Consider the following 11,106-nt stretch of genomic DNA (forward strand, 5'->3'; position numbering starts at 1 on the left):
GTGCTGGCCACCGTCAAGCGCGACGGCATTGAAGCCAAAGGTGGCGCCTGGAGTGCCGAAGAAGAAGAAGCGTTCAAGGCGCCGATACGCAGCCAGTACGAGAGCCAGGGCCACCCCTACTACGCCACCGCACGGCTCTGGGACGACGGCGTGATTGACCCGGCCGATACGCGTCGCGTGCTGGCACTGGGGTTGAGCGCCTCGCTCAATGCGCCGATTCCAGAGACAAAATTCGGCCTGTTCAGGATGTAAACCATGAAATACCTCCAACTGACCGTTCAGGATGGTGTGGCGACGCTGGTGCTCAGTCGTCCCGGGGTGCGCAATGCCTTCAACGACGAAGTGATTGCCGAGTTCATCCAAGCCTTCGGCGAACTGGGTACGGGTGAGGACGTGCGCTGTGTGGTGTTGGCTGCGGAGGGCGTGGCTTTTTGCGCCGGTGCCGACCTCAACTGGATGCGCCGCATGGCGGACTACACCCATGCGGAGAACCTGGCCGATGCCGCCCAACTGGCCGAGATGCTGCGCGTGATTTATGAGTGCCCCAAACCCACCGTGGCCCGCATCCAGGGTGATGTATACGCGGGCGGTATGGGCCTGGTGGCCGTGTGCGACATGGCGGTCAGTGTCGATACGGCCAACTTTTGCCTCAGCGAGGTCAAGCTGGGGCTGATTCCGGCCACCATCAGCCCCTACGTGATCCGCGCCATGGGTGCGCGTGCGGCGCACCGCTATTTTTTGACGGCAGAACGCTTTGATGCCCAGGAAGCGCATCGCATCGGTTTTATCCACAGCGTGGTGACGGCCGACGCGCTTGATGCCAAGGTGGCTGAGATCACCCAGGCGCTGGTCAGCGCCAGCCCCGCAGCGGTCAAAGCCTGCAAGCAACTGGTGCAGGACGTGGCCGGGCGTGACATCTCGGCCGACCTGATGGCCCGGACCGTGAAAGGCATCGCCGACATCCGCTCCAGCGAGCAGGGCAAGGAAGGCGTGCAGTCTTTCCTGCAAAAGCGCAAACCGTCCTGGCTGGTCTGATCACGGATCGCCCGTCGTTACCCTGAAGTCACCTTTTTCAAAGAACAACAGACATGTATAAAAAAATCCTGATCGCGAACCGAGGCGACCAGCGGCAAAGCCGCGCAGCAGCGAAGCTACATTGCCTGGCACGCGAAGCGTGTGCAGGCGATTTCACCGCGAAAGTTCACCATGTTTAAAAAGATACTGATAGCCAATCGCGGGGAAATCGCCTGCCGCGTTGCGGCCACTGCCAAGCGCATGGCCATTAAAACGGTCGCGGTGTACTCGGATGCCGATGCCAACGCCAAGCATGTGAGCTTTTGCGATGAAGCCATTCACATCGGCGGCAGCGCGCCCAAAGACAGCTACTTGCGCTGGGATCGCATCATTGAAGCGGCGAAAGCCACAGGCGCCGAGGCGATTCACCCGGGCTATGGCTTTCTGAGTGAAAACGAGGAGTTTGCGCAGGCCTGTGCCAACGTGGGGCTGGTCTTCATTGGCCCACCCGCGTCCGCCATCAAGGCCATGGGACTCAAAGCCGAGTCCAAGCGCCTGATGGAAACGGCCGGCGTACCGCTGGTGCCCGGTTACCACGGCAGTGACCAGTCGCCCGAACTGCTCAAGCGTGAGGCGGATCGCATCGGCTACCCGGTGCTCATCAAGGCCAGCGCGGGCGGCGGCGGCAAAGGCATGCGGGCGGTGGACAAGTCGGAAGACTTTGACGCAGCGCTGGCGTCCTGCAAACGCGAAGCCATAACCAGCTTTGGTGACGATGCCGTGCTGGTGGAGAAATATGCGCAGCGTCCGCGGCACATCGAGATTCAGGTGTTTGGCGACAGCCACGGCAACTATGTGTACTTGTTCGAGCGCGACTGTTCGGTGCAGCGGCGCCACCAGAAAGTACTCGAAGAAGCGCCGGCTCCCGGCATGACGGAAGCGATGCGCAGGCAGATGGGTGAAGCTGCGGTGGCGGCGGCGCGAGCAGTGAACTACGTGGGCGCTGGCACGGTGGAGTTCATCGTCGAGCAGCATCTGCCGGAGGATGCGACAAGTGGGGTGACCGGCGAGCGCCGCGCCGGGCCGCCCCAAGCAAGCTCAGCCCCCTCGGGGGGCAGCGCAGCACACGAAGTGGCAAGCGTGGGGGCCTTTTACTTCATGGAGATGAACACCCGTTTGCAGGTCGAGCATCCGGTGACTGAAGCCATTACCGGGCTGGATTTGGTGGAGTGGCAGTTGCGGGTTGCTTGTGGCCAGACCTTGCCCCTCAAGCAAGAGCAACTGCGCATCACCGGCCACGCCATCGAAGCCCGCATCTGCGCCGAAAACCCCGACAACAATTTTCTGCCAGCGACCGGCACCCTGCATGTCTACCAGAAGCCGGCCTGCACCAGCTTTGAGCGCGCGAATTTGAGCAACACCGGTGTTGCGGTCCGCGTCGACGATGGCGTGCGCGAAGGCGACACAATTTCTCCTTTTTATGACTCGATGGTCGCCAAACTGATCGTGCATGGCCAGACCCGTGAAGAAGCGCTTGCCCGGCTGGACGACGCGCTGGCGCAAACCCGCATCGTCGGGCTCAACACCAATGTGCAGTTTCTGCGCTATGTGGTGCGCAGCCCCTCGTTTGCCCAAGCCAATCTGGACACCGCGCTGATCCCGCGCGAAGAGGCGGTGCTCTTCAAGCAGGAGCCTGTCGGATTGGCAATGGCTGCGGCGGCCGCGATTGCCCAGGCGCTGGTGGACGAGAAGGCCTCCGAAGGCGCCGACCCTTTCAGCCGCCGCGATGGCTGGTGTTCGCATGGCGTGACGCAGCGGCGTTTCGGGTTTGAATTCCACGACGAGCCCGCCCAAGCCGAGTTGACCTATCTGCATGACGGCGCGCTGCGCCTGGTGGTGGCTGAAGTGTCCGGTCCACTGGTGTTCTCCAAAGCGGCGCAGGGCATCGACATCCAGTTTGCGGGCCAGCGCCTCACTGCGGCGGTTTACCGGCAAGGTGAGGTGGACCACGTCTTTATGGCGCATGGTGCGACACAGATCACGGCCATTGATTTGCTCGCCCATGCTGGCGAGAGCCATGCAGAGACCGGGCGCCTGACCGCGCCCATGCCTGGCAAGGTTGTGTCCTTTGCCGTCAAGGGCGGTGACAAGGTCAGCAAGGGTCAGACGCTGGCGGTGATGGAGGCCATGAAAATGGAGCACACCATTGCCGCACCCGCCGACGGGGTGGTGAAGGAGTTGCTGTATGCACCGGGCGATCAGGTGGCCGAAGGGGCAGAGTTGCTGCGACTGGCGGAGTGAAGCATCCGCCACGCCACGGTGGATGCCGGGCTACCCCTCATGGCCCAAACGTTCGAAGGGCAACGTCTGCTTGACCAGAATCACCGTGCAGGGCGCCTCCATGGCCACCTTGATCGGCACGGTGGCGACGAAGCGCTTCATCTGCAGGCCATGGGTGGCGGCCCCCATGACGATCATGTCGACGTTGTTGCCCTCGGCATAGCGCACGATGGCCTGGGCCACGTCGCTCGATTCGAGTACGTGATACGAGGCCTGATGATTCGTCAGACCCAGACCCTGGGTCCACTGCCGCAGCATCGCCAGCATATTGCGGTGCACGCTGGTTTCGCTGTTGTCATCGCTGGTGGTGCTGGTGGCGCGCGGAGAAATCACGGTTACACAGGCCAGCCGGGCACCCGGGCGAATGCCCAGCGAACGCCCGACGGCCTGACGCAGTGAATACAGCGTGGCGTCGGTGACGTCATGGTTGGGCACGGCCACCATGATGATGGGCACCTCCTCGATCTGCCGTGTGGGCAACGGGCTGGGCTCGTAGTGCATGCCCGCAGCCTTGAACCAGCGCTTGAAGTGGGTGCGAAAGCCTGTGCCCTGCAGATCGCGCCCACGCGCGGTGATGGTGATCTGCTCCGGGTGCATCAGGTCGAAAGCCAGGTGCGCGGCCGAGGGGTAGCGCTGGTCGGCCACAGGCTCCAGGCAGCACAAAATCACTTCCTGCAGCCACTCGGGCAGGTCGGGGCGCAACTTGCGCGGCGGCGGAGGGTCCATCCACAGACGTTGACGCAGACCGCCGGTGGTTTGCGGGTTGCCAAATGGCAGCTCACCGGTGGCCAACTCGTACAGTATGACGCCGATGGCAAAAATGTCGCTGCGCGGGTCGCCGCGCACGCCCACCACCTGCTCCGGTGCCATGTAGGCCGGCGAGCCGACCGCCTTGCGCAGCTCTTCGGCCAGCAGATCCGGATAGTGCGCATGAAAACTCAGGCCGAAATCCACCAGTACCGCGCTGCCGTCGTCACGAATCAGTACATTGGCCGGCTTCAGGTCGAGGTGCACGGCGTTCTGTTTGTGCAGGCTGTGCGCTGCCGTGGCCACGGCAGCCCCCAAGCTGGCCAAGGTGGCCGCATCAGGCCGCTGGCCCTGCTCACCCAGCTCCAGCCAGTGGTCCAGTGTGCGGCCCCTGACGTACTCCATCACCAGGTAGGGCACCACGTCAAGGTCGCCCGCAGCCACCAGGCGCGGTACGTGCGTGCCAGTGAGCACCTGCATGATCTGGTGTTCGACCTCGAAACTGACGATGTTTTCGGCACCATCGCCCGCAGTCATGCGCGGCACCTTCATCACCATCTCGAAGTTGGGCTCGCGCCCACCGGCGTAATGCGCCCGATAGATCAGCGCCATGCTCCCGGTGTGGATGCAGTCCTCGACCAAAAAGCCGTCGATCACGGTGCCAGGTTCAATCAGTTTCAATGGCCGATCTCCAGTCGTTGCGCGAAGTAGCCTGGCAGGCCGGCCGCACGGATGCTGGCCGCTGCCGCGTGAAAATCGTAGGGCACACGGTAGAAGGTTAATTGCAGGGCGACGGTGTCGAACACCGCATACATGGCCTCGGTACGACCATCGCGCGGCTGACCGACCGAGCCGACGGTGGCGATCCAGCTGCGAAGCCGTGGCGTGGGTATGGCCACCCCGGGTGTGGGCAAAAAGGCCATCAGGTTGCGCCCGGTGCCACGGTAATACAGCGTCTGCTGGTGCACATGGCCACCAAAGACATGTCGCACCTGGGCGTTGCCATGCGGCGGCGCTGCCGCCGCATCCAGGCTGGCGGCGGCAGCACGCTCATTATCGACGTAGTGCCAGCGCTCGGGCGCGTCGGCGCTGGCGTGCACCAGCAGCATCGTGCCCTCGCAGTGGGTCAGCGGCAGGCCGGCCAGAAACTGGCGCTGCGCCGGGCTGAGTTGAGCGTGCGTCCATTGGGCCCCCTCGTCACCGCTCGTGGCCACTATCAGGGGGGGGGTCACAGCCACAACGTCGTGGTTGCCCTGCAGCACCACGGCACCTTGCTGCGCCAGCGTCATGACCCGCTGTACCACCTGCGCCGGCTCGCTGCCATAGCCGACCGTATCGCCCAGCACGGCCAGTCGCTGCACCCCGAGCGAATCGGCGTGCGTCAGGCAGGCCTCCAGCGCGCGGCTGTTGGCGTGAATGTCTGACAGCAAGGCCAGCTTCATGAGGGGAGGCTCCTGTTTAAAAGCCACTGGCGTTAGGCTCGGGCGAAGATAGAACCTTAACCGATCCGATGCCCGACGGCGACGGGTGGTTTCGCTGATACAGTCGTTCAACTGTAACCGCCCGACGACGACCCATGCGCATCGCCTTTTGTTGCACCGACACGCCACCCGAACCCTGGCTGCAGGGCCTGCGCGCTGCCTTGCCCACCGTCACCGTGGAGATCTGGCAGCCCGGTGCGGCAGCAGCCGACTATGCGGTGGTGTGGGCCCCGCCGCAGCGGTTTTTGGACGAACAACCCGGCCTCAAGGCCATGTTCAACATCGGCGCGGGCGTCGATGCGCTGTTGCGCCTGCGCGTGCCGCCACAGACGGCGGTGGTACGGCTCGACGACGCGGGCATGTCGGTGCAGATGGCAGAGTATGTGTGTCATGCGGTGATTCGCCATTTTCGTGAATTCGATGCTTACGAGGCCGATGTGGCTCAAGGCAAGTGGTCCTACCGCAAACCGCGTCTGCGCCAGAATTTTCCGGTCGGTGTGATGGGCCTGGGCGTGCTCGGGCAGCGCGTGGCGCAAGCCCTGCAGGGATTCGAGTTTCCGGTTTGCGGCTGGAGCCGCAGCCCCAGGACGCTGCACGGGGTGCAATGCCATGCCGGACCGGCCCAGTTCGACGACTTCCTGGCTGCCACACGCATCCTGGTCTGCCTGTTGCCATTGACCACCGAGACGCGCGACATCATGCGTTACGACACGCTGTCGCGACTGCGCCCCGGCAGCTACGTCATCAACGTGGCCCGTGGTGCACACTTGGTCGATGAGGACTTGATCGCGCTGGTTGACAGCGGCCATCTGGTCGGCGCCACACTGGATGTGTTCCGCACGGAGCCCCTGCCTGCGGCGCATCCATTCTGGAAGCACCCCCGGATTACCGTGACGCCGCACACCTCGGCCCGAACGCTGCGCGAAGAAAGCATTGCACAGATTGCGGGGAAAATTAAGGCGCTGCAAAATGGTGCACCTATTTCCAGCCTTGCCGGTGTGGTTGACCCCAAAAAAGGATACTGAGCGCATGAAACTACCTTCCAGAGTCAAACTCATCGATGTCGGCCCTAGAGACGGTTTGCAGAACGAGAAAGCACCAGTGCCCGCAGCCGTGAAGATCGAACTGGTGCACCGCCTGCAGGACGCCGGCCTCACTGAAATTGAAGTTACCAGTTTTGTCTCACCGAAATGGGTGCCGCAAATGGCCGACAACGCGCAGGTGATGGCCGGCCTGCGGCGCAAACCGGGCGTGCGTTATTCCGTACTCACGCCGAACATGAAGGGCTTTGAGGCGGCGGTGGCTCCCGCGCGTGCGCTTTGGCCCGATGAAATTGTGGTGTTCGGGGCGGCCAGCGAAGCCTTCAGCCAGCGCAACATCAATTGCTCCATCGCCGAAAGCATCGAACGATTTGCGCCCGTGGTGCAGGCCGCTCGCGCAGCCGGAATCCATGTGCGCGGCGCCATGTCGTGCGCCGTTGGCTGCCCCTACGAGGGCGAGATTGCGCCCGAGCGCGTGGGCTATCTGGCCGGGCTCATGAAGGGTATAGGCGTCCAGCACATCGGTGTGGCTGACACGATTGGCGTGGGCACGCCGGTCAAGGTGCAGCGCGCCATGGAAGCGGCCCTCAGGCACTATGACATCGACGAGGTGTCTGGGCATTTCCACGACACCTATGGCCAGGCGCTGGCCAATACGCTGGCCACGCTGGAGATGGGTGTGTGGCAGTTTGACACCTCAGTGGCAGGGCTGGGTGGTTGCCCCTACGCCAAGGGCGCTACCGGCAATGTGGCGAGCGAGGACGTGGTTTACATGCTGCATGGCATGGACATTGAAACCGGCATTGATCTGGACAAACTGCTTGATGCGGGAAAATTCATCAGCGATTTTCTTGAACGCAAACCGAATTCGAGGGCGGCAAATGCCATGTTGAATAAAAGGTTGGACTGATGTGCGGTGCTGAAGTGAAAGTGCTCCCGGAAGGTGTGCAGCGGGTAGCTGCAGTGCTGCAGGCCAGGGGGCACGCGCATGCGCCCGTCATGCTCGATGATGCCGCGCGCACTGCGCAGCAGGCGGCTGACGCCTTGGGCATTGCCGTAGGCCAGATTGCGAAGAGTATTATTTTTCGCCGCAAGTCGGATGATTCGGCCGTGCTGGTGGTGACCTCCGGCGACCAGCGTGTCGACGAGAAGAAGGTGGAAGCCCTTGTCTGCACAGACGGCAAGCGGCTGGGGCGTGCGGATGCGGCGTTTGTGAAAGCCCGGACCGGTTTCTCGATTGGCGGCGTTTCACCACTCGCACACGCCACGCTCTCGGTCACCCTGATTGATCAGTCGCTGTTCCGCTTAGATGAAATATGGGCTGCGGCCGGGCATCCGCATGCGGTGTTTCAGCTCTCGCCGAAAGAGCTTCAGTGGCTGACTGGCGCGCCGATAGCAGACCTGGCGGTGGATGTGGCGGCGGAGGTTGAGGACGAAAAATTGGCTTTACAGCGTGCCATCTGTTTGGTCACCCTGCGTGCCCATACGGTGGACGCCGCAGCCGATGTTCCGTCTCCCTGCATCTCCGTTTGCCGCATGAGCGCGGCCACTGGATGGTGCGAAGGCTGTTTCCGCACGCGAGACGAGATTGCGGCCTGGAGTCGCGCGGACGATAACAGCAAGCGCGGCATCTGGAGCGCCATTGAGCAGCGCATGGCCACCATGCAGCCATGACAGCTATGGGAAATCGCTCGCAGCCAGCAGCAAGCGGCATGCGACACATCACCTGTTATCTCGACTTCATATCGCCTTATGCCTACCTGGCGTTTGAGCTCCTGCCTGATGCCTTGAGGGGTGTGAGCTACAGCGTTAGCTACACGCCCGTGCTGTTCGCTGGCATGCTCAAGCACCATGGCCAACTGGGCCCTGCGGAGATCGCACCCAAGCGCGATTGGACCTACCGCCAGGTGTTGTGGCTGGCGCACAGCCGGGGTATTCCCCTGCAGCTCCCGGCCAGCCATCCGTTCAACCCCTTGCCCTTGTTGCGGCTCGCGGTGGCATGCAGTCCTGAGTACGAGCCTGGCGCGCCCAATCGTTATGTTTGTGAAACCATCTTTCGCCATGTCTGGCGTGGTGGTGGTGAGGCCACTGATGAGCCGCGTCTCGAATCGCTGGTGCAGCAGTTGGCTCCGCAGCGTGGCATGCACAGCGATACGGTCAAGGCGCAACTGAAAAAAAATACCGAAGACGCGATTGCGCAGGGAGTCTTTGGCGTACCCGCTTTTGCGGTCGACGACAAATTCTTCTGGGGGCTGGATTCGCTGCCCATGCTGCGCGAGTACCTGCTGGGCGGCTCCTGGTTTAGCAGCCCGGACTGGAATGGCGTCAGTCAGGTCACTTCGGGCATTGGGCGACCAAGCTAAGCGTTTTCCCTGATGTACTTCGCATGCTGAAAAGTTTTTAAAGGGTTTCCCCTTGACTTGTCAGCCGCGCACAAGTTTCGTGCAAGCTCCTGTTATTTTCGCGTCAGTTCGGGGTCAGTACAGGTCCAAATAATGGAAGCAGCCCCTGTGTTGGGGGGTAACAACCATTTGGAGACATAACTATGGCAACAGCAGCGCCCTACCGGCCTATGACGCCCGGAGAAAAGAAGGTGATCTTCGCATCATCACTGGGTACCATTTTCGAATGGTACGACTTCTACCTTTACGGATCACTGGCAGCCATCATTGCCAAGCAGTTTTTCAGCGGTCTGGATGAGGGCTCTGCCTTCATTTTTGCCCTGCTTGCGTTTGCTGCCGGCTTCATCGTGCGCCCTTTCGGCGCCATTTTCTTTGGCCGACTCGGCGACATGATTGGCCGCAAGTACACCTTCCTGGTGACCATCGTGATCATGGGCTCGTCCACTTTCATCGTGGGCATCTTGCCCAACTACGCCACCATTGGCGTGGCCGCGCCGGTGATCCTGATTGCCTTGCGCATGTTGCAGGGGCTGGCGCTGGGTGGTGAGTACGGCGGTGCTGCCACCTACGTGGCCGAGCACTCCCCGCAAGGCAAACGCGGCGCCTACACGTCGTGGATTCAAACAACGGCCACGTTGGGCCTGTTCCTGTCTCTACTGGTGATTCTCGGCACCCGCACCTTGATCGGTGAAGCTGCTTTTGCCGACTGGGGCTGGCGCGTGCCGTTCATTGCGTCGGTGGCCTTGCTCGCGGTGTCGGTCTGGATTCGCCTGGGCATGAACGAGTCGCCCGCCTTCGCCAAGATGAAGGCTGAAGGCAAGACTTCCAAGGCGCCATTGTCCGAGTCATTCGGCCAATGGAAGAACCTCAAGATTGTGATTCTGGCCCTGATCGGCCTGACTGCCGGTCAAGCGGTGGTGTGGTACGGAGGCCAGTTTTATTCTCTGTTCTTCCTGACGCAATCGCTCAAGGTCGATGGCGCTACTGCCAACATCTACGTGGCTGCCTCGTTGATTATTGGTACACCGTTCTTCATCCTGTTTGGCTCCCTGTCCGACAAGATTGGCCGCAAGCCCATCATCATGGCGGGCTGCCTGCTGGCCGCGCTGACTTACTTCCCGGTGTTCACCGCCCTGACCAAGGCCGCCAACCCGGCTCTGGCCGAAGCGCAGGCCAAAAACAAGGTGATCGTGACCGCGGACAACAAAGAGTGCTCGTTCCAGTTCAACCCCACCGGTACGGTCAAGTTCACCAGCTCCTGCGATATCGCCAAACAGGTGCTGGCAGGCTCTTCGGTGAGCTATGACAACGTGGATGGTCCGGCTGGCTCTGTCGCCACCATCAAGATCGGTGAGACGGTGATCTCCAGCTACGCCTCAAAAGGCTTGCCCGCTGCCGAGGCCAAAGCCAAGGATGCCACGTTCAAGAAAGCGGTGGCTGACGACCTCAAGGCGGCTGGTTACCCGATCAAGGCTGATATGGCCAAGGTCGACACGGTCATGGTGATCGCCCTCCTGACTTACCTTGTGATTCTGGTGACCATGGTGTATGGCCCGATCGCCGCCATGCTGGTGGAACTGTTTCCAACCCGCATTCGCTACACCTCGATGAGCTTGCCATACCACATCGGTAACGGCTGGTTCGGTGGCTTGCTGCCCACCACAGCCTTTGCCATCGTGGCGCAGACCGGAAATATGTACAACGGCTTGTGGTACCCCATCGTCGTGGCTGGCATGACTTTTGTGGTCGGCACGCTGTTTGTCAAGGAAACCAAGGACGTTGATATTTACGCCAACGACTGATGGGTATTGCTGCAGCGCGGGCCTTAGCTGCCCGTGCTGCCCGGCCTCGCGAAAGTCTGCAGGCCCTCGGCATCATCTGTCGGGGGCTTGTTTTTCTTGGGACAGAAGATGTCGCAAATTGTGGTGGGATTCAATTGTGATCGCAGGACTGGCACTGTATCTGCTCAGCAAGGGCGTCTTAGACCGCCATCATGCGTTGAATCTGTTGGGGCGATGTCAAAAACTGATGCAGTGCCGATAAAAATGATTAAGAACTGATCCGTAAATAATGTTTACGTCC

Annotated in this window: 10 protein-coding genes; 8 read left to right on the forward strand and 2 right to left on the reverse strand. The window is 61.6% G+C overall.

Annotation, left to right across the window (positions count from 1 at the left end):
• The 3 genes from B3F77_RS15570 to B3F77_RS15580 all read left to right on the forward strand — a co-directional run.
• Positions 1 to 252 (forward strand): carboxyl transferase domain-containing protein (locus tag B3F77_RS15570; protein ID WP_293605828.1); only part of this gene is annotated, 252 nt, incomplete at its 5' end.
• Positions 253 to 255: 3 nt separating this feature from the next.
• Positions 256 to 1,035 (forward strand): enoyl-CoA hydratase/isomerase family protein, encoded by a 780-nt coding sequence (locus tag B3F77_RS15575; RefSeq protein ID WP_293605829.1) that lies wholly within the window; start codon positions 256 to 258, stop codon positions 1,033 to 1,035.
• Between the two features lie 171 nt (positions 1,036 to 1,206).
• Positions 1,207 to 3,315, forward strand: a complete 2,109-nt coding sequence (locus tag B3F77_RS15580) for an acetyl-CoA carboxylase biotin carboxylase subunit (protein WP_293605830.1) — start codon at positions 1,207 to 1,209, stop codon at positions 3,313 to 3,315.
• A gap of 30 nt (positions 3,316 to 3,345) precedes the next feature.
• Here the strand turns inward: B3F77_RS15580 and B3F77_RS15585 are convergent, their stop codons facing one another.
• A complete protein-coding gene (locus B3F77_RS15585) occupies positions 3,346 to 4,782 on the reverse strand; it encodes a bifunctional serine/threonine-protein kinase/universal stress protein (RefSeq protein WP_293605831.1) in 1,437 nt (478 codons plus the stop codon).
• Complete coding sequence (locus B3F77_RS15590; protein WP_293605832.1) at positions 4,779 to 5,543, reverse strand: metallophosphoesterase family protein; 765 nt, start codon at positions 5,541 to 5,543, stop codon at positions 4,779 to 4,781. The genes B3F77_RS15585 and B3F77_RS15590 overlap by 4 nt, the downstream gene beginning before the upstream one ends.
• 134 nt (positions 5,544 to 5,677) lie before the next feature.
• On the opposite strand from B3F77_RS15590, the gene B3F77_RS15595 reads away from it, so the two are divergent.
• The 5 genes from B3F77_RS15595 to B3F77_RS15615 all read left to right on the forward strand — a co-directional run bounded on the left by B3F77_RS15595 (position 5,678) and on the right by B3F77_RS15615 (position 10,826).
• The gene (locus tag B3F77_RS15595; protein ID WP_293605833.1) at positions 5,678 to 6,607 is read left to right on the forward strand and encodes a 2-hydroxyacid dehydrogenase; all 930 of its coding nucleotides are present in this window, start codon (positions 5,678 to 5,680) and stop codon (positions 6,605 to 6,607) included.
• A 4-nt stretch (positions 6,608 to 6,611) separates the two neighbouring features.
• A complete protein-coding gene (locus tag B3F77_RS15600) occupies positions 6,612 to 7,532 on the forward strand; it encodes a hydroxymethylglutaryl-CoA lyase (protein WP_293605834.1) in 921 nt (306 codons plus the stop codon).
• Complete coding sequence (locus tag B3F77_RS15605) at positions 7,532 to 8,296, forward strand: YbaK/EbsC family protein (protein ID WP_293605835.1); 765 nt, start codon at positions 7,532 to 7,534, stop codon at positions 8,294 to 8,296. The genes B3F77_RS15600 and B3F77_RS15605 overlap by 1 nt, the downstream gene beginning before the upstream one ends.
• A gap of 38 nt (positions 8,297 to 8,334) precedes the next feature.
• Positions 8,335 to 8,985, forward strand: coding sequence for a 2-hydroxychromene-2-carboxylate isomerase (locus B3F77_RS15610; RefSeq protein ID WP_293605836.1), 651 nt, complete (start codon positions 8,335 to 8,337; stop codon positions 8,983 to 8,985).
• A gap of 182 nt (positions 8,986 to 9,167) precedes the next feature.
• The gene (locus B3F77_RS15615; RefSeq protein ID WP_293605837.1) at positions 9,168 to 10,826 is read left to right on the forward strand and encodes an MFS transporter; all 1,659 of its coding nucleotides are present in this window, start codon (positions 9,168 to 9,170) and stop codon (positions 10,824 to 10,826) included.
• Positions 10,827 to 11,106 lie beyond the last annotated feature (280 nt).

Source organism: Polaromonas sp. UBA4122 (assembly GCA_002381615.1).
Classification (GTDB): Bacteria; Pseudomonadota; Gammaproteobacteria; order Burkholderiales; family Burkholderiaceae_C; genus Polaromonas.

Coding starts and splice junctions, on each gene's coding strand:
- B3F77_RS15575 (WP_293605829.1), top strand. CDS start 256: ATGAAATACCTCCAACTGACCGTTCAGGATGGTGTGGCGACGCTGGTG.
- B3F77_RS15580 (WP_293605830.1), top strand. CDS start 1,207: ATGTTTAAAAAGATACTGATAGCCAATCGCGGGGAAATCGCCTGCCGC.
- B3F77_RS15590 (WP_293605832.1), bottom strand. CDS start 5,543: ATGAAGCTGGCCTTGCTGTCAGACATTCACGCCAACAGCCGCGCGCTG.
- B3F77_RS15595 (WP_293605833.1), top strand. CDS start 5,678: ATGCGCATCGCCTTTTGTTGCACCGACACGCCACCCGAACCCTGGCTG.
- B3F77_RS15600 (WP_293605834.1), top strand. CDS start 6,612: ATGAAACTACCTTCCAGAGTCAAACTCATCGATGTCGGCCCTAGAGAC.
- B3F77_RS15605 (WP_293605835.1), top strand. CDS start 7,532: ATGTGCGGTGCTGAAGTGAAAGTGCTCCCGGAAGGTGTGCAGCGGGTA.
- B3F77_RS15610 (WP_293605836.1), top strand. CDS start 8,335: ATGCGACACATCACCTGTTATCTCGACTTCATATCGCCTTATGCCTAC.
- B3F77_RS15615 (WP_293605837.1), top strand. CDS start 9,168: ATGGCAACAGCAGCGCCCTACCGGCCTATGACGCCCGGAGAAAAGAAG.